Source organism: Microcoleus sp. C2D2 (assembly GCF_036702495.1).
In the GTDB taxonomy this organism is placed as follows: domain Bacteria; phylum Cyanobacteriota; class Cyanobacteriia; order Cyanobacteriales; family Microcoleaceae; genus Microcoleus.
This window is the reverse complement of record NZ_JAUBTO010000150.1, coordinates 1-19172: the sequence shown is the minus strand read 5'-3', so window position 1 is coordinate 19172 and position 19172 is coordinate 1. Positions and strand designations below refer to the sequence as shown.

Here is a 19172-nt window from a genome sequence, read left to right as displayed (position 1 = left end):
GCACTGCTTGGGCCTCCGCTGGCTGATTCCTCTTTAGGGCAAGGGGCTGCTTCTTGACCCCCCAATAGGGTTTTTGGTCGGGTCTGTCCTCAAGGGTATGTAGAATCCTTCAGAGGTGAATGATCCTGGGACTTACAAAGGAGGTAAGGCGTTCGTGAGAATGTTCGCCTCTATCGCCCCCTTCACGATCGCACAAGTTGCTAGTTGCTGAATTTGAGTCCTATATAAGTAGTCTCTGCCTTCGCTGGACTTGAGGCTCGGTAGGGTTGGGTCTGCGATTGACCCGATCGCCCCCCCGCTGACGGCTCCTGTTAAATAAATCCCCCGCAACCAGACTCTCATTAATTACAGCAACCCCGAAACACCCAGCGTTACCCCACTTATCAGCCTTTGATGAGCGAGGGCGAGTTGGTATCCTCAACATCTACATCTAAAAAGTGCAAGTGACTCTCTTCCTCAGTATTGACAGCAATCACCAAACCTCTATTCCCCCAAGAAGCGATCGCCCGGGGTGAGGCGGGGCTGCTAAAATTCCCTACTTGAATCCCTTGACTGTTTAACACTTCTATCTGCCCCCCAACATCTGCCAACACCCATCCCCAATTAGCCACACAAGCAGACACGGGCAAACTTTCAAGGGGAATTCGCGCTACCTTGAGCGGCCACAATTTCATCAACAGCACCGCCGCTTTACCACCTTGGGGAATTCCCAGCAAAGTATAAGGCTCAGGTGTCAACAGCATCTGTCCGAGGCTGGCAGACAACCGTACAGAACCCACCGGCGTGCCGCGGCGAGTGTAAACTCTAAAAATAGTTTGGGGATTTTTTGGTTCGTTGTCCGGCCAAACTGCTAAGACGTGTCGCCGATCCAAAAAAATTAATTCTGGTAAATAGTGTTCCGGTAACGGCACAGTAGCGATTAGCTTCAAGGCTTTTTCCCGATCGCCTGCAGTGCTGTTGGCAGCTAAAGAATAAAAACGCAGTTCGCCCGGAACCGCTACTGTCAACCAGTTGCCGTGAGAGTCAACAGCAGCTTTAAAAGCATCTGAACCTTGCCTGAAACCCATATCCAGCAGGCACTGAGGCTCCCAAGAGTCCTCGTTGAGCCAGTAAAGTTTTTGCTCCGTGAGAACGCAGCAGCCGTGGGAAGCAGGTAAAATGCCGCGCACGATTTCCGGCATTAATGAAATAGAAGTAGACATTTCTCCTGTAACTAGCTGTTTTCCCGGCTGACACCAAACCTTCACCTCTGTACCTACAGCAGCATACAGATACGTTTCAGTGGCAATTAAAGCGGTCAACGGTGCAGGAAGTATCAGTGGCTTTGGCGAAGAAAGCGAATAGCGCACAGTCCGAAGTAAATTAATAGCCGACTCTGATGCTTTTTCCTCTTCAACTTCCAGCAAAGACTCAGTTTCCGACTTCAGACTTTTATCACCACTGGTTGTGGGGTTTTCCCAAGGAATAATGCAGTCGCCCAATTGCCTGACAGCGGGGTCGTACATGATCAGCCGCAGAGCTTGAGCCATTTGGGAAGCACTGGCAAAACGGCGGGCTGGCAGCTTTTCTAAAGATTTTTTGACTATTGCTTGCAAAGGTTCGGGGATGGCGTCGGGAAATTGCAAGCGTTGATTCAGGTGCGCCCACCTCAAGTCTCCGGGGGTTCCCCCGAAAGGGCGGTAGCCCATTAGCAATTCAAACAGCAGAATTCCTACTGCATATATATCTGACATCGGGGAAAAAAGGCCGTAAAACCGCTCTGGGGCCATGTAAGCGGGGGAACCTACGGTAGCGTCGGGAGAAATTTCTTGGTGGAGGCGAGTGGTACCAATTTCTGGCAGCCGACGCGCGATGCCAAAGTCAGACAGCCGGGGCGACCAACCTTTGGAACCTAAAGTTAGGAGGATATTTTCGGGTTTGATGTCGCAGTGAACTACGCCTCGGCGGTGGGCGTAGTCTAAGCCTGCTAAAACTTCCATGACTAGCTGCAAACCTTCGAGCAGCCGCAAGGGGCGGTCTTGTTTGAGCAGGTTGCGGAGGGTTCCTCCCTCGCAGTAGTCCATAACCAAGTACCTGCCTGTAGCTGTGTGTTCTAGAGCTCGGCAGGTAACAATGTTCGGGTGCTGCAAGGTGATCAGAAACCACAGCTCTCGCAAGAATTCGCTAGTAGGGGCTTTTTGATGACTAAGTTCTTTGAGAGCAACCAGTTGGCTGGTGAGGCGGGAGTCCTGGGCGGGAGCTTCTCGAACGCTGGCACAAAAGACTCGACCAAATTGTCCTTGTCCGACTAGCCCTAAAATGCGGTACTTAGAATGTTGCATCGGTCTAATTATAGAAAAAGCTTGAGCTAGTATTAAAATATGTAAATAATTCTGACAAAAATTCAAATTTTTGAATCCCTCGCCAGGTACAGCCTATGTTATCTCAGGTTCATTCTCAGCCTCCTTGAGAGCGATCGCACAGTAGCACCTACTAAAATTATTGAGTTTCGGAATCACTATCAATCTTGCCGGATTCGGGTGCCGGATCTGGAACTACCTGTGGCTGCTATTTTAGTCGATCGCGACTATTACAGTTTTTTCAAGACCGTCCAGGAAGCGTCTAAGGTTTTAGCATTTCAAGGCTAAGCTCGGGAATCGGGGCGACACGGGCAGCGATGACCAAAACAGAAGCGCGGTTATGCAATCTAGGTTTGAGAGCCAGAAGCCGATGCAGTCGTCAAGGCATCTTAACCTTTTTGAGTGTTAGCAAAATTTTCTTTTGCTTTGAATATCTCGACCGTACTTGCTAAATACTGAACTTGACAGCAGCAAAAATCAATATGGTTAAAATTATTAAACTAGATCCAATTGCCGAGGAAATGGCAGTCGAAACCCGCTCGAATATCCTGTCGGCCTTACTTTCCAAAGACTTAGACGTTCTCAAGGAATGCGGGGGGCGGGGAATGTGCGCTACCTGCCACGTTTACATTAAAGAAGGCATGGAAGGCTTGTCTGACATGAACCGCCGCGAGAGGAGGACGTTGGAAGTCATTACTACAGCTAAAGCCAATTCGCGACTTGCTTGTCAGGCTCAAATTATGGGCGAGGGTGTGGTTGTACAGTTGCCTGCGGGGATGTACATTAATGCTATTGAAAATGTCGAAGCTCTGATCGGCCGTCGGGCCCAGCAAGATTTATTACACCCAATTACGGGTAAAGTAGTTGTAGAATCGGGAAAGTTAATTACTCGTTCGCTCGTTACACAGCTTAATGAAACCCGCTTCCAAGTAGGACAGTATTTAGTTCGAACTAAAGAAGCTTAAAATTGATGTGTTTGTATTTTAGTAGTAGAGAAAAATCTATGTTGAGCCAACTTGCGCGTTTGAGCACGGAAGCAGACGGACGCTACGCCACTGCTGAAGAACTCCAATTTTTGAAAGACTACTTTCAGTCTTTGAATCACCGGATGAGTGCTTATAAAAAACTTCAAGCCTCTGAAACAGAAATTATGCGGCAAGTGGAAGCACAAATGCAGTCTCTCGACCCTAGTTTATTTCGCCGCGGGGCTAACGATGTCACTGAAAAGTGCCGTGGAGATATTGTGCGGGTGTTGAGGCATTCGGCTGCTGCACTGTTGATTAATGATACTGAACGGTTGCGCGATCGGCTGCTGCTTTGGTTGCAAACTATGTTAGGTGCTGTTCAAGTTCGAAATAGTGCGAACGTGACCTACGATGTGATGAAAAAGGTACTCAAAAAATATCTCACTGTGGAAGAAACGAACCTATTTTTTCCGATTCTGGACATCAACCGCACTTTACTGGGCAAATAATCAAGGGGATTGACACGTTAACGGCGATAAACTTTGCCGTTAGGAAGAGTGGCTCCCATCAACTGCGCTCCCCTCAAATCCGCCTCAGTGAGAATGGCTCCCCGCAGGTTGGCTCCTGTCAAGTCAGCTTTCTGCAAGTTGGCTTGACTCAGGTTAGCTTTGCTCAAGTTAATTTCATGCAGGCAAGAATTAGAAAGGTCGGCTTTGATCAGATACGCTAGGCTCAAGTTGGCTTTGCTGAGGTTTGCCCCGCTCAAGTTAGCTTCCATTAGATAAGCGCCGCTCAAGTTGGCTTCGTTCAACAATGCCTCTGCCATATTGATTCCAGTTAAAAGCTTGCGGCTCAAGTCTATACCGCTGAGTTCGGCCCCCCTGAGGTTAATACCGCTTAAGTGGCTGCCATTCAAAGTAATGTTTCTCAGGTAGGTATTGCTCAGGTCTGCTTTGCACAAATTGGCTCTATCCAAGCAAGCTTCGCTGAGGTCTGATCCGCTCAAGCACGCGCCGTTTAAATAGGCTTGAGTGAGGTTAGTTCGCCTGAGGTTAGCTTTCAACAGGTTGGCTTTGCTGAGGTTAGCACGGGTTAAGTTGGCTCCGGCTAGGTTAGCTGTGGATAATTCGGCTCCGGTGAGCTGTGCTTCAGTCAAGTCTGCCTCTTTGAGACTCGCTAGACTTAAGTAAGCACCTTTCAAGTTTGCCCCGTTGAGATTGGCTTTAATCAGATAGGCTTTACTGAGATTTGCCTCAGTGAGAACGGCTTTGGTGAGGTTAGCCGCGCTCATATCTGCACCTATGAGATTTGCCTTGGGGAGGATTGCTCCGGTCAGGTTTGCCCAATTCAGGTGAGATCCGGCTAGGTTGGCGTCGGTGAGATTGGCGCCGATGAGATTGGCGCCGCTCAGACTTGCTGCCATGAGGTTGGCGCCGGTGAGGTTGGCTCCGCTGAGGTCAGCTTTGCTGAGATTTGCTCGGCTCAGATGGGCTTTGGTGAGGTCGGCCCCGCTGAGGTTAGCACCGATTAAGTAGGGTCGTTGCTGGTGTTGGTTGAGGTTTGCCAAAATGAGAGTTGGGGCATCGCTGGAACGGTATAAATCGATCGGACTCAACACAATGCCGCGCAGATTGGCCAGTCTAAAATCTCTTTCGCCGGCTGCATATCTATTTAGAAGTTCATTGGCGTCCATTAAGTTCTAGCAAAATGTTTGAGGTTGTGATTGCTTTTAAATTTTATGAGTTTCTCGGGTAAGTTATGAATTGTCTAGCTGCTAGTTATAATCAGGTTTTCTTTAATTAGCTAAAACCGGATTTTTTAACTCAGTAGATTTTTTATAATTTAACTCACACTTTTGATGATACGGTGGAGCAGATGGCTGCCTATCAATCAATTTTACAGCTATTAGCAACAAACTAATAGCTGTCCAACAAGTCAGTTTTTTGCGAAAAGTTCACTGAGAATAGCTTCATGGTCTTTTCCTTCTTCGACCAGAGAATCAGCAGGTTGGAGGCGATCGCGCAGCCCTAAAATAAAGCGGTTGCAGTCCGAACCCAAGGATTCGCAGGAGGTTTGCAGGCAGTGGAGTTCTCGACCTGTGAGCTGACTAAAAAACGAACTTAAAATACCTGCTTCTAGAAAACAGGCTGGCCGCTTAGACTTAGGGGCTGTTTTAGCAAAAAGAGAGTTAGCAATTTTTACTATTAAAAATCCATGTTCGGAATAGCTGGGGTCAAGCTCAAATGTTCCCCATCCGTGAGTTTTCCAGCACTGTTGCAAGCACTGAAGAAATTCTACCATTTCCATTTCGGAAACTGGCTGACCGTAGTATTCGCTGACTTCTTCGCAAAAACGCACGTAGAAGTTTTTACCCCACCAGCGACCGCAGTTGAAAAGCACCAGGTGGGAGGCTTGACCTGTTTCTTGTTCTAAGCCGATATAAATGGCTTGAATCAGTGTTTCAGGGAGCGCTAGGAGCCGATCGCCCCGGCGGTTTTCGAGCAGACCGAGTTCGAGGTCGCCTCGGACGTAGGCATCGCTGGCAAAGTAGTTTCCTGGGAGTCGGGGCTGTTTGAGTAAGTCGGCAATATTAATCATCGGGAATTGAGAATTGAGAATTGGGAATTGGGAATTGGGAAGAAAACTGATTATTTATTACCTTGGTCAATAATTGACTGCGCTTGGTCGAAAAATGGTTGCAATATAGTCCGGGCTTGCTCGGAAAGCAGTTCTTTTAAACGAGTTTGCAGCAGATTGCAAACAGTTGCTTCGATCTTTTGAGTTTGGTGGGCTTCCACTATGCCGGAAAGCCAGTCTAGGAGGCGCTGTTCGAGAAAATTTCGATCGTTCAGCAGCATAGCCATAGCGCAGTACCGCAAGACTAGCACCCAGTGTTTGAGCGATCGTTCTAAGGTTTCTTGTTTTTCGTCGGGGAATGTTTCTTGTAGCTTGTCGGCTACTGGTTGGAAGATGCTTGCTTCCTTCTCTCGCAAAAATTCGTAAATTTTTAAGCGCTGGGCAAGGGTTGCAGCTTGACGCTTAAAAGCGATGAGTTCTTCGCCTTTTAAAAAGCGGCTTTCTGCCTGATCCAGCAGCGCCTCAATCTCAGGGTGCATGATTTTAATTAAGTGGTAATCGGTAATTGATAAAAGGAAGGAAGTTCGGCAACGAGCAGTGTACGGGATTTAACCGATTTAACTAATGGATTTTGAGGGATGAGGAAAGAGGGGTGAGGGAAGATGGATGAGGGATTGCCCTATTTTTTATTTTCCATTCCCCACACTGATTAAAACAGGTCGAATAGATCGTCAATGGTGACTTCGGCTGATTCAGAAATAGAAATTACTGGCAAGGGTGGCGGTAGGGGTAGGGCGCCTACTTCGGGAATTCCTTCCCAAGAGATAGCTTGAAAAAAGTCTGCGACTGGCTGGGTTAAAGTCAGAACTTGACCGGGGGTCGAGCCATTTGGGGTTTCTAAAGGTTTTCCCAGCCAATTATAGTGACCAAAGAAGTCTTGGACAGACTTGTCCAACCATGAAGTTTGACTTTTCATCTTTCTTCCTGCCTGGAGAGGCCCACCATCGCACTATAGATCGCGAAATTGGTGGGAGGAAAGGCAGGGCAGGGGATGTGCCTTTCCAGGTTGTTTACCGCAATATTTCACCGTGTTGCACCCGATTTTGAATATCGCGGGCGTTGGCACCTTCGTTGAGCCAGAATGCTGCTGCATCAATTTTATCTGGGTTGCCGAGGAGGAACTTGCAATAGGTTTCTCCCATTGAGTAACATTGGAGTTCTATGCAGCTCAGAGGCTTTTTGACTAGAGAGCCGAAGAAACCGGCGAACAAACCGGCGTATAGGTGACAAACCGGTTTGCCTACGTCGCCCAAAGTGCGAGCAACTGCTGAGTCAAAGAGGTTGATGAAGATGCACCCGTGTTTGCGATCGCTCATGTCCACTTCCCAGCGGCCCCAACCTTGAGCCGTGAAGGGCCACCACCAAGTTTCTAGCAGAAACATCAGATTTGACTGACGAATGTTCTGGCTGTATTCGGCACTAAACCATTTTTGAAAAAATTCGGAATCTTGCAGTCCCCACTGGCAACCAATAGTATACATGATGACAGAGGAAGCCGGGCCTACTTCTTCTTCGAGTCCCTCCACCAAACCGATAATGAAGTCTTCGCTGGTAAAAATGTTGCGGGACTCATTCCAGTCGTCAATTGTACCCCTCTGGCTATCGAAGGCAAAAAAATCCTTAAACCTATAGTGGCTATGCGTTTTAGGATGCTTTTGCTTCAGTAGCGATTCGCGGTGGGGGGAGATTTCTTTTTGGGCGGTAGAGACCATTGGCGGGTTGTTCCTTTTTGGTGTAGTTTGCTGAAAATTAGAGTCAAATAGACGGGGCTGTGTATCCAATTTAACGTCATTTTTCTAAAGGCAGGCACAGGGTATAATTTTTTACTGCAATATAAAAAGTTAAAATTCTAGGATGCTAAATTTGGGCGCTTGTTGGGGCTTCTGCCTTGGGACAACTGCTATCTGACGGAGGGCGAAAGTGGGTATAACCTTAAACGGCTATGTGTTATCGTTTTGTGCAAGCTGTCCATTATATATATAGGGCATATGGGGATGAAACATCACGCTTGTATTGCAATAGGCATCAATCAATATCAGTTACTCCAGCCTTTGAGTTATGCCCAAGAGGATGCAGAGGCACTGTACGGTTTTTTGACTTCTGAGGCGGGTTTTGCGCCGGATGGATGTCTGCTGATGACCGATAGCTCGCCGTCGCTGTGGGGTCAATCCACGTATCCGAATCGGGAAAATATTCTGAGGTTGACCCAAAGCCTGTGCGCTGAACATCTGCAACAGGGAGATTTACTCTGGTGTTTTTTTAGCGGCTACGGTGTCAGCTATGAAGGCAAGGATTATTTGATGCCGGTAGACGGCAATCCGGCTGACATTCAGGGTACGGGGATTCCGGTAGAGGTGCTGTTGAATACTCTGAAAAACGCTCCTACGGAAACGGTATTGGTGCTGGTTGATATGAACCGCAGCCAGATTGTGAAAGCGGGGGAAACGATCGGCTCTCAAACGGCAGAGCTGGCGCGGGAACTGGAAATCCCGACGGTGCTTTCTTGCCGCCCGAATCAAGTTTCGCGGGAAACTTCGGCTCTGCGTCAGGGGTTTTTTACGACGGCGCTTTTGGAGGGGCTGCGCTCGGGACAGTGCACGACCCTTAAGGGTTTAGACCGTTTTTTGAGCGATCGGCTGCCGGAGCTGTGCGACCACCATTTGCGTCCCAAACAAGAACCTTTGATGGTGGTGAATCCTCCCGGAAAGGCTCATTTGGTGATTTTGCCGGATGCTTCTGGGCTGCCAACTGCTGTATTGGCAGGACGCAATGGCAATATGACGGTAAATGCGGCTGATGGACTCGATAGCCCGCAAATGGCGACGGCTACGGCTCGAATGGAGCTGCCGGAGGCAGTTCGCAACGCTCAGGATTCGTCTGTTGATATGCCGCCTGTGTCGCAGCCGAATGCTGTGGGCACGGACGATCGCGGGGGCGATCGACCTTCGTTGCAAAAGCCGGAGGCTCAGGATAACGGGGGGTCGGATAAGTCTTTTTTGCAACAGCTAATTTTGTGGAGCTCAGCTACGGCTTTGGTGCTGCTGTTGGGTGTTTTTTTGACGAACAGATCAATTTTTCTGGGTCAAAAGGAAGGAGATCCTCGATCGCCTGCTGAAAATGCCCAAAACCCTGGATCTCAAAACTCTGCTGGTGCTGGGGTGTCGCAGAACCAACCGCTGGCGCTGCCAGCAGGGACGGGAACCAAGCAGCCACCATCGAGCGAGCAGGTGCGGGCTGAGGCGAAAACTTTCCTTAAGGATGGTTCGGCTTCTAGTTTTAATAGAGCAGTGGTTAAGGCTCGAACGATTCCGCCTAACGATCCGCTCTACCCGCGGGCTCAGGAGGATATTGAGCGCTGGAGTTTAACGATTTTGGATATAGCTAACGGCCGGGCTGCTCGGGGCGATTTCCAGGGGGCGATCGGCGCGGCTAAATTGATGCCTGATGTCAATGAGCCAGTTTACAATCAGTCGAAAGAGGCGATCGCTCAATGGGAGGAGCTATCCAAAAGCCAAACTGTAAATGCTGCTTTGCTATCGGCTGCTAAGGGTCAAATTAAGCGGGGGGCTGCCTCTTCTTACAGTAAAGGCATCCAGGAAGCTAATAAAATTCAGCCCGGTGAGCCGAAGTATGAAGAAGCTCAGCAGTTGATTGGACAGTGGAGCGAAACAATTCTCAAAATTGCTCAGTTGCGCGGCTCTCAAGGAAAGCTGAAAGAGGCTGTTGAAGCTGCTTCGCTTGTGCCGTCGGGTACTAAGAGCTATCAGCAGGCTCAGAAGAATATCACCAATTGGAAAACTAAGTTGCAAGGCCAGAAAAAAGGTTGATTTAGTTGATAATTTCCCGGTTTTCCACCGGGAAATTATCTTAGCTACAAAGCCCAGATAGGTCGATCGCTGGCTACCTCTTGACACTGCAAGATGACACCTACAGAGCGATAATTTAAAACCAATAATTTAATTCACCATTTCTTGTGGGCAAATGCGGCGCCCGGGGATTTTATATGCTGTCCGCTCGCTTCTTTTTTATAGGTAAAATATATCGGAGGGGCGGATTAATTAAGATTTTTAATTCACGTCGCGGAGCTGCATAAACCCGCCCCTCCCAAGTCAAAAACCAGTTTTTTTTACCATAAGGATGCCTGTAGGTATATTTAAAAAAAAAGTTGATGCACAAGTCCTAAAGGAGTTAATTTTAATGTGCAATTAAAATACTTAATTTTGGTATTTTATAACTTCAGCTTGTCAGGTTAATTTATACTTAATTTCAACTTTAGTACCAAGCAAATTGGGCAAGATTTATAGCAAGTTCCGCTGTTACGCTACAATAAATAACAAGGAAATATCATTTTGTAGTCAAAGCTAATGAAAGCATATTTCCTCGCTATATGAGAAAAAATAGTGACAGCAGATTTGGCATAAAAGGTGTCAAGCGAGAAAAGTACCCACCCGGTTTGCATGAGCGTAAAAGTCTCTTCCAAAAATAGGCACGAGCAACAACAAACTGAGAGAAATTTATAGCCGAAACAGAGAGGAAAAACGCAATTAAGTCATCTGATATCACGTCCGGTGCTACTGTCCTGGGTATAATGGGGTGTAGTTAATCGATCGTGCGATCGCACAATTATGAGCCCGTGCGTCTGGTCATCGAACCACATCTCTCAGTAGAGTAGAAGAACTCGCCTCGCCGCTACCGTTCCGCATCTAATCCAATGCCAGCGGACTCGTTACCAAATTATCACTTTACTTGCTGTTTCTTCCTGCTTATTCCCCACAATTACAGCCAGCTTAACGTTTGTGGCTTCTCACCAATTAACCAATTGCCAATCGCTCCTTTGAGTCGTTGGATGAGCTTGAAGTTGTGCTATTCGAGCACTGTCGGCGCTTGCTTCAACAGCAAGACTCGATCGATGGTTTAACTTTCTTTCATTGGTGGCCCTCTTCTACTGCTAATTGCGATCGCACCCCCACTCTACCCAGCACAGTGCTCGCGGACTTGATATGATTTGAGATATGCTGATTTGACGGAACCAATTTTAAGCCGAATTGCCCACTTAGTTAGCCCATTTAGTGGGCGCTGACTTAAGCCGTGCTGCTCTAAAACGAGCCTTTCTATTTCAAGCTGATCAATAGGGATAGGTCTGACGAGATACCAATCTAGTTAAGACCGAGCTCAGACACGCCAATTTGCAAGATACTCAGCTAATAGGTTCTGATGACTCTGGTTGTCGCGTCAAAGGAGCCTGCTTTACAGACCCTCAAGGGTTAACTTGCCAACAGAAGCAGTGGCTCAGACCCAATCGAACCTTGAATATTCTAACCTACCCAATTGCTATTTGAATGAAAAAAATTGAAAAACTTGTTGAATTTGCGATACTTTTAGTTGCTACAGAAACAGGGTTGTCGCTTAACTATATTCAAAAGGTATTGTTGCGAGAATCTCTCCTTGAACAAAAAAAAAGTTACGCTCAAATTGCTGAAGAAAATAAATACTCTGAAAGCTATATTAAGTTTTCAGTTGCGCCTAAATTATGGCAGTTGCTTTCACAGGCGATGGGTGAAAAAGTTAATAAAACAAATTTACCGGCGCTGCTAGCACAGCATTTTGTAAATCACAACAATCCTCAGCCAACTGAGGCAACAACAGCAATGCCGACGGCGGGCTTGACTGCAGAACACTACGTTCTAGAATCTCCAGAAGGACAAGTTCCCGTCGCTTCGGGCCTCTACATTGAGCGACAGACTATCGAACAAACCTGTTATCAAGAAATTCTCCAACCCCGTGCATTCATTCGCATTAAAGCACCTCGGAAGATGGGGAAGACTTCCCTCATCGCACGAATTCTGGATTATGGGAGGAGTCAAAATTACCACACAGTGAGACTTAGCTTACGTTCCGCCGGCACACAGGTATTTGCTGCTAGCGATCGCTTCTTACGCTGGTTCTGTAACAATGTCGCTAAACAGTTGGGTTTGGAATCTAGATTAAATGACTATTGGGACGAGGATATGGGATCTTTGATTAACAGCACGATTTATTTTCAAGGTTATATCCTTAAGGAAATCTCTAACCCTATTGTTTTAGCACTAGATGGCATCGACCAATTATTTCAGTATCCAGAACTCGCTGGTGATTTTTTCGTTTTGTTGCGTTCCTGGTATGAGGAAACAAAGGACAATTCTGTTTGGCAAAAGTTACGAGTGGTGCTCGCTCATTCGGTTGAAGTTTACATTCCCTTACCCACTAATCGCTCTCCGTTTAATGTAGGATTGGCGGTCGAGCTGCCGACCTTTAACCAAGAACAGGTGCAGGATTTAGCTCAACGTCACCAACTTCCACTCACGACACCTGAACTTGAGCAGTTAATGAAGCTGACTGGTGGCTTTCCGTATTTAATCCGACTAGCTTTGTATCAAAGTAGTCGCTTAAATATTCATATAAAAACCTTTCTGCAAGATGCTACAATTGCTATGGAGATTTATCAAAAAAATTTTCAATATCTGTTGTGGAAACTTCAGCAAAATCCTCAGTTAGCTGAAGCTTTTCAGCAGGTTTTAACGGCTCCAACTCAGTTAGATATGGAAGCGACCTTTAAGTTGGAAAGTTTAGGATTGGTGCAGATTATCGAGAATCAATTAACTGTTAGCTGTGAGCTATATCGAGATTACTTCCGCAGTCTGTACGATCTCACGTCCCTTCCAGAGATGTGAGTTTTATTGGCGATTAATACACGCGAACCTAGCCTAGTTTTTAACCCTGATTACTTCTCCCCAACTCGTCCCTCCTTGCCATCGTAGTCTAAACTCAAGGAAGTTCTGGGTCAAGGAATTTCTCTGCGCGATCGCACCAACCTGCTAGAATTTATAATGATGATGGAGTTAGGTTCTCTGCTGTAAGTCAACCAGCAGATTCTCAGTGGCGATCGCAAACTAAACCGTAGTTGCCCAGTTCTCGAAATCCGGTGCTAACCGAATCAGTTTTTCCACAATCTCGTCATTCACCGACAACACCAGAGAGAACGGGAAGTTTTTCCGAACTTTTAAAACATCCTCTTACCTTCAGAAAAAGAAATGCTCTCGGAAACAAAATTATCTACAAGGATTTCCTCTAAAATTCTTTTTAGAATTCAATGGTTAGGCGACCAAATTACCTTGGACCAAATCACCTGCTCTTCTAAACAACCCTTAAGCTAGAAATAAATGTCTGCAGCAACGATGGACATTGTCAATATATTCTAGGGATTATTTCTCTTTGATGTCATCCCAATTAAGGTAGGTGTTTTTGAAACGACGGAATATTTATTGATAAATTTTGCTCTTGACAGACTCGCCCCGTTGTCCATCGACTAATTTTATCTCGGTAGAGTTTCACCAAGCAAACTCTGGAGGATGGTTGGGATATAACCAATTACCAAAGGCTCATTTTTATTGGCGTAATGAGTCTTCATAGTTTGCCCAGTGACATGACTAAGATTCAAAATATTTTTTTATTTTTAGATAAATTTTGTCCCCGCTTCTGTTAAGTATCAATTCATCCGGTTGTCTGAGAAATAGCACCACGCTGAGCTCATCTTCAAAATTTTTAATGTGACGGCTTACTCGCTTCCCGCCAGAAGATTTTGTATTTGGGGGCGGACAACTTATGCGCGCTTGTTGTCAGCCCACAAGGGGGAACTAAGCGATAATACTCAGAGGATCTACTCTTTAGAAAAGCTAAGTATGAGCGTTCAGTCAAATTTTGATGGATAATTTAAAGTGGAAAAATTTAGCTTTGGACGTAAATCATGAAAAATCGCACTCAGAGGCTACGGGAAATTGACCCCAACTGGGTGTTATGGCAAAAGTTGTACTATCAACATCAACAAAGCTATATTCGCCAAAAGTTATTAGCAATTAAATACTTGTGGGTGGGTAAGGTAGACCGCAAGTTATAGCTAAGAAAATAACCAGGTATTTGACTTTACTTATTTGTCCTATTACCATCAACCAATCCCACTAATACAAACCCAATGATAATTTGCTGTTGATAACAGAAAGGTGAATTACATGAGGGGTAGTCAAACAGTAATGCAAGCAATTCAATAATCAGCTTTTTATGTCCCAAAATAGCTATCAACTAGGCGGCAGTTTAACCATTGATGCACCTAGTTACGTACAGCGCCAAGCCGACTTCCAACTGTATGAAGCCCTGAAGCGAGGAGAGTTCTGCTATGTCCTCAACTCCCGGCAAATGGGCAAATCCTCACTGCTGGTGCGAACCAAGCATCGCCTTGAAAAAGACGGCTTTCGCTGCGCTGCAGTCGATTTGAGTGTGGTGGGTAGCGAACAAATTACTCCGCTGCAATGGTACAAGGGATTGGTCGGAGACTTGTGGCGACAGTTGGGGCTATTGGAAACCTTAAACCTGAAAACTTGGTGGCAAGAACGCAACGATCTCGGTTTACTGCAACGTCTGCGGTTGTTTATTGAGGAGTTGCTACTGGTGCAGTTTCCCCAACAACAGTTGTTTATCTTTATCGATGAAGTTGATAGTCTGTTGGGTCTTAACTTTTCGATTGATGACTTTTTTGCTTTAATTCGCTTCTGCTATAACCAACGGGCGATCGACCCAGAATATCAACGCATTACCTTTGCCATTTTTGGGGTAGCAACTCCCTCGGATCTCATTCGAGACAGAACGAAGACACCGTTCAATATTGGGCAAGCTGTAGAACTAAAAGGTTTTGAGTGGGATGAAGTGACTCCCTTAATTCAAGGGTTGGAAATGAGGCGGGAACAGTCGGCATCGGTTGTGAAGGCGATTTTAGAGTGGACGGCTGGACAACCGTTCCTGACTCAGAAGTTGTGTCATTTAGTCGTGCAATTGAGTCAGCGGACAATGGGGGACAGTGGCTTAAATCCTATTCCACCAGGTACGGAATCGTTCTGGATTGAGAACTTGGTCAAAACTCGCATTATTGAGCGTTGGGAATCGCAGGATGAACCGGAGCACCTGAGAACTATTCGCGATCGCATTGAACGTAACGGTCAGCGGGCTGGTAGAATTCTAGGCATTTATCAAAAAGTTGGGGAAGGAATTGAAATAAAAAGTGATGATAGTCAAGAACAGATTGAATTGTTACTTAGTGGCTTAGTCGTTAGACACGAGGGAATATTAAAGGTAAAAAATCGCATCTATCAACAAGTATTTAATCTTGTCTGGGTGGAAAAAAAATTAGCGGCATTGCGTCCTTACTCGCAGGTGTTTGATGCTTGGGTAGCTTCAGGGCAACAGGATAATTCCCGCCTCTTGCGCGGACAAGCCTTAAAAGACGCTCAAATGTGGGCGCAAGGTAAAAGTTTGAGCGATTGGGACTATCAGTTTTTAGCAGCTAGTCAAGAAGTAGACAGACAAGAATTGCAATTATTTTTAGAAGCAGAACGTCTTAAAGAAGTAGAAGCTAGGCTGGCGCTCAAGAAAAAAAGTGCCAAACGCCAAACTTATTTGATTGCGGGACTTTCGTTCGCTTTAGCGATCGCGATCGCAGCGGGAACATTCGCTTTCTTCCAGTACCAAAAAGCCCTCGCTAGCCAACGCAATGAAGAAATAGAAAAAATTCAAGGAATGGCTAGATATTCGGTAGCCCTCTTTGCCTTAGAGAAAAGGTTAGATGCTTTAATTGAAGCGCTGAGAGCCGGAAGAGAACTCAAACACTTGGCACCAAGCGACCCGCAGACAGAAACAATGGTGGAGTTAGCCTTACGACGGTCAATTTATGGATCTGCTGAATTTAACCGCTTTTCGGGTGATGCCTCTGTCAAAAACGCATTAGGTGTCAGTTCTGATGGCGAGATGATTGCTGTGGCAACAATCGGAAATGGTGTCCAGATTTGGCAGCGCGATGGTAGGTTGCTGCGTACCTTTAAAGGATATCAAGGTCCAGTTATAGGCGTGGCCATCAGCCCCAACGGTCAGCTCATTGCTTCATCAAACGGAGACACAACCGTCAAACTCTGGCGACGTGACGGCACTCTCGTAAAAACTTTGACAGGGTTTAAAGCTGCAGCTGGCAAAGTCAAGTTTAGTCCTGACGGAAAACTGATTGTTTCGTCTAGTGGGGACGGTACGATAAAACTTTGGCGCAGCGATGGCAGATTGCTTAAGACCTTGAAGCATGGCGTAATCAACACACCAGTAGTTTTTAGCCCAGATGGAAAGCTGATAGTCTCGGCTGCTGACAACGGGACTTTAAAACTCTGGCAGCCCGATGGCACGTTATTGAAAACACTTTCAGGGATTCCATCTCCTGTTTTCTCAATTGCCTTTAGTCCTGACGGCAAAACCCTGGCAACCGGCGATGGAGACAGCAAGCTGCAACTGTGGCAGCGTGACGGCAGTTTGTTAAAGACTTTCACCGCACACGATGCGGCAATTAACGCCCTAGCGTTCAGCCCGAATGGGCAGATCGTCGTCTCTGGCTCTGATGACAAGATGCTAAAATTTTGGCGCAAGGACGGTACTTTGTTGAATGCCATTAAAGGTCATGATAGTGGCATTCTAGATCTGGCATTTAGTCCCAGTGGCGACACACTATACTCTGCATCTTTGGATGGCACTGTAAAACTGTGGAAATTACGCAATCGGTTGCTGACCGTTCTGCGGGGACATACGGAGGGAATTTGGGGAATCGCTTTTAGTCCCGACGGACAGTTAATCGCTTCATCGAGTCCGAAGGAGACGATCCTCTGGCGCAAGGACGGGAGTAGCTATGGGCGCTTAAAAGGACCAAGCCCTCGGTCGAGTTCAGTTGCTATCAGTCCAGATAGTCAAACGATCGCTAATGTTGGTGCAGACCAATCAATCAAGCTTTGGAGGAAAGACGGTACATTGCTTCATAGTCTCAAAGGGCATCTGGGTAGTATTAGGAATGTCCCTTTTAGTCCTGACGGTCAGATGCTTGCTTCTTCGAGTAGCGATCGCACAATCAAACTTTGGCGCGTCGATGGCACCCAAATCGCTACTTTTAGAGGACACACGGCTGGGACTTGGGGGGTTGCTTTTAGTCCCGATGGTTCGACACTTGTATCGAGCAGTGGTGACAAGACAGTTAAGCTTTGGCGTTTGGCTTCGGTTTTGAATCGCAAGCGCGAGCTAGATTCTCGATCGGAGGTCACAAGTGAGGATAGCTTAATCAAGACTCTTCAAGGTCATAATAGTACAGTGATTGGCGTAGCTTTCAGTCCTAATGGAGAATTGATTGCTTCGGTGAGTGAAGACAGGACGGCTAAACTTTGGAGTCGTGACGGTAAGTTACTGCATACGCTTAAGGGACATGATTCTGGGATTTGGAGTGTAGCGTTTAGCCCTGATAGCCAGACGATCGCTACAGGAAGTAATGATGGAATAATTAAACTCTGGAAGTCTGACGGCACATTGCTGACCAATCTGATTGGACATAGTGGTGGGGTGAAGGGATTAGCTTTCGCTCCTGACGGCAAAACTTTGGCCTCGGCTGCTGAGGACAAAACGGTAATTTTGTGGAATTTAGAGCAGTCTGTAGAGCTAGATCGGGTGGTAGCGGCGGGTTGCGATTGGGTGCGGGATTATTTGCGGACGAATGCTGATTTGAAGGAGGAGGATAGGCATTTGTGCGATCGATCTCCCCAATAGACATCTCCAACAACTCCCAAACTCTTAGCAATATAGACGTGCGATCGCACAGCAGCCGTGAGCGATCGCCGCATAGCAACGTTCAGGGACATTAGTCATTCAACTCCCCTGATATGCACAATTTTTGCTTTTTGTCAATCTGTAATTCCTACTAACAACTTTTTTCTTCTTCCCCTCTTGAATTAGTATCTGTAATTCGCGATCGGGCCTCTTGTAACCAACTTGAGCTTCTAGTTGGGGCATTAATTGGCCAATTTAGTATATTGACAAAAGCAACTAATTATGTAATTGGTGCTTTTTAGCAATATAACTTTACACAAGCATACCAACTTTATCTATTTCTCGTTGAGCTAAAGAAGTGAATAATACATACAGAACTGGGAAGTAACCTGAAAACACAGGGAAATAAAATATCAGTTCTGTCCTTTGTCAACTTTCAAGTATTTACTAAGGAGACCAATAATGACCGGCCAAACCGAGATAAAAACCGCGAAAGGTTTAGTGGGAAACAGAAAAACAGATGTATACGAGGGACCAGCTTTTAAGATTGAGCATTCATATTGGGCAAAACTGTGGGATATACACGGAACCACAGATGGCGGCGGCTACGTCGGCTCCGAATTAAAAGTTACCAATACTTCAGATGTTCCTATAACTGTACGGCTGTTCCTAGACCTTGACGATACAGGAGACATTTGGGATGCTAACGTCCGTGATGGTCACGGAAATTCTGTGGAGAGCCGATGGATAGAGATAGGAACTATTCAACCGAAAGATACTTCCCATAGCAGCTATTGGTGGGGAGTTTTTAATCAAGCTGGCGTGGCATACGCTGAAGATTTTGAAGTCACATTCAAAATTGCTCCACAAGTTACGATTGATTATAAGAGTTTCCGACCATTTAATCAGAGCAAATCGAGAGTAACCACGGTGGCTAAGTAGAAGCGTAGCGAAACTTAACCTAAAAGCGAAGCTTAGCGATAAGTAAGAGGTCTTACGCAGCGTATTAGACAGATAGAGTGGGCAATGCCCACTCTATTAACCAAAGTTGCTTTCAAACAGCAGAAATTGCTTGTCTATTAGTTTGACAATGAGGAGATAATTTAGGTTTTCAGTTCACTGAATAATACATATAGAACTGGACAACCACTTAAAATATAGGGAAATAAAATATCACTTCTATCCTTTGTCAACTTTCAAATCTCAACTTTCAAATAATATTTACTAAGGAGACCAACAATGGTAGCGCAAGGCGAGCTAAAAACCGGGAGACGTACACTGTCGGACAAGAAAATAGATAAATACGCGGGTCCGGGTTTTATACTTGAGCATACGTATTGGGGACAAGTAAGTGATGTGAGCGGAACCACAGATGGTGGCGGCTACATCCGCTCTGAATTAAGAGTTACCAATACTTCAGATGTTCCTATAAATGTACGGGTGTTCCTAGACCTTGACGATACAGGAGACATTTGGGATGCTTACGCGCGTAGTGGCACAGCAAGGCAGGGTAAACGCATCTTAACTTGAACCCAAAATATGCTACAGTTAAATGCGACTAATTTTCCATGTAGTTTTTTGT

At 46.1% G+C, this 19172-nt stretch carries 15 protein-coding genes and 1 pseudogene; 9 read left to right on the top strand and 7 right to left on the bottom strand.

The annotated features are described in order from the left end of the window. Nucleotides 1-132 precede the first annotated feature (132 nt). Together QUB61_RS31780 and QUB61_RS31775 are read right to left on the bottom strand one after the other, a co-directional pair. Nucleotides 133-342, bottom strand: a complete 210-nt coding sequence (locus tag QUB61_RS31780; RefSeq protein WP_333134058.1) for a hypothetical protein — start codon at nucleotides 340-342, stop codon at nucleotides 133-135. A gap of 41 nt (nucleotides 343-383) precedes the next feature. Continuing rightward, complete coding sequence (locus QUB61_RS31775) at nucleotides 384-2321, bottom strand: serine/threonine-protein kinase (protein WP_333134060.1); 1938 nt, start codon at nucleotides 2319-2321, stop codon at nucleotides 384-386. Nucleotides 2322-2821: 500 nt separating this feature from the next. Here QUB61_RS31775 and QUB61_RS31770 point away from each other — a divergent pair, with 500 nt between their 5' ends. Continuing rightward, a complete protein-coding gene (locus QUB61_RS31770; protein ID WP_332960857.1) occupies nucleotides 2822-3304 on the top strand; it encodes a 2Fe-2S iron-sulfur cluster-binding protein in 483 nt (160 codons plus the stop codon). A gap of 38 nt (nucleotides 3305-3342) precedes the next feature. Beyond that, nucleotides 3343-3813 (top strand): phycobilisome protein, encoded by a 471-nt coding sequence (locus tag QUB61_RS31765; protein ID WP_333134062.1) that lies wholly within the window; start codon nucleotides 3343-3345, stop codon nucleotides 3811-3813. 17 nt (nucleotides 3814-3830) lie between these two features. Here QUB61_RS31765 and QUB61_RS31760 read toward each other — a convergent pair whose 3' ends face one another. From QUB61_RS31760 to QUB61_RS31740, 5 genes are all read right to left on the bottom strand, one after another. Further along, a complete protein-coding gene (locus QUB61_RS31760; protein WP_333134064.1) occupies nucleotides 3831-4997 on the bottom strand; it encodes a pentapeptide repeat-containing protein in 1167 nt (388 codons plus the stop codon). 242 nt (nucleotides 4998-5239) lie between these two features. Further along, complete coding sequence (locus QUB61_RS31755) at nucleotides 5240-5902, bottom strand: V4R domain-containing protein (protein ID WP_333134066.1); 663 nt, start codon at nucleotides 5900-5902, stop codon at nucleotides 5240-5242. Between the two features lie 50 nt (nucleotides 5903-5952). Beyond that, a complete protein-coding gene (locus QUB61_RS31750) occupies nucleotides 5953-6420 on the bottom strand; it encodes a phycobilisome protein (protein WP_333134069.1) in 468 nt (155 codons plus the stop codon). A 170-nt stretch (nucleotides 6421-6590) separates the two neighbouring features. After that, nucleotides 6591-6857: a hypothetical protein gene (locus QUB61_RS31745; RefSeq protein WP_332960862.1), complete on the bottom strand. Its 267-nt coding sequence runs from the start codon at nucleotides 6855-6857 to the stop codon at nucleotides 6591-6593. Nucleotides 6858-6951: 94 nt separating this feature from the next. Beyond that, nucleotides 6952-7653, bottom strand: coding sequence for a V4R domain-containing protein (locus QUB61_RS31740; protein ID WP_333134071.1), 702 nt, complete (start codon nucleotides 7651-7653; stop codon nucleotides 6952-6954). 282 nt (nucleotides 7654-7935) lie between these two features. Between QUB61_RS31740 and QUB61_RS31735 the strand changes: the two genes are divergently transcribed. From QUB61_RS31735 to QUB61_RS31710, 7 genes and pseudogenes are all read left to right on the top strand, one after another. Next, nucleotides 7936-9768 (top strand): peptidase C14, encoded by a 1833-nt coding sequence (locus QUB61_RS31735; protein ID WP_333134073.1) that lies wholly within the window; start codon nucleotides 7936-7938, stop codon nucleotides 9766-9768. A gap of 1332 nt (nucleotides 9769-11100) precedes the next feature. Next, nucleotides 11101-11280 (top strand): annotated as a pseudogene (locus tag QUB61_RS40190) (hypothetical protein); the annotation flags it as partial. Then, entirely contained in the window at nucleotides 11281-12651 is a 1371-nt protein-coding gene (locus QUB61_RS31730; protein ID WP_333134075.1) for an AAA-like domain-containing protein, read from the top strand. It begins immediately after the preceding pseudogene. 1073 nt (nucleotides 12652-13724) lie between these two features. Beyond that, the gene (locus QUB61_RS31725; RefSeq protein WP_333134077.1) at nucleotides 13725-13874 is read left to right on the top strand and encodes a hypothetical protein; all 150 of its coding nucleotides are present in this window, start codon (nucleotides 13725-13727) and stop codon (nucleotides 13872-13874) included. Nucleotides 13875-14035: 161 nt separating this feature from the next. Continuing rightward, nucleotides 14036-17590, top strand: coding sequence for an AAA-like domain-containing protein (locus tag QUB61_RS31720; protein ID WP_333134079.1), 3555 nt, complete (start codon nucleotides 14036-14038; stop codon nucleotides 17588-17590). A 462-nt stretch (nucleotides 17591-18052) separates the two neighbouring features. After that, nucleotides 18053-18532: a hypothetical protein gene (locus tag QUB61_RS31715; RefSeq protein ID WP_333134081.1), complete on the top strand. Its 480-nt coding sequence runs from the start codon at nucleotides 18053-18055 to the stop codon at nucleotides 18530-18532. A gap of 414 nt (nucleotides 18533-18946) precedes the next feature. Continuing rightward, nucleotides 18947-19120, top strand: a complete 174-nt coding sequence (locus QUB61_RS31710) for a hypothetical protein (RefSeq protein ID WP_333134083.1) — start codon at nucleotides 18947-18949, stop codon at nucleotides 19118-19120. Nucleotides 19121-19172: the final 52 nt, after the last annotated feature.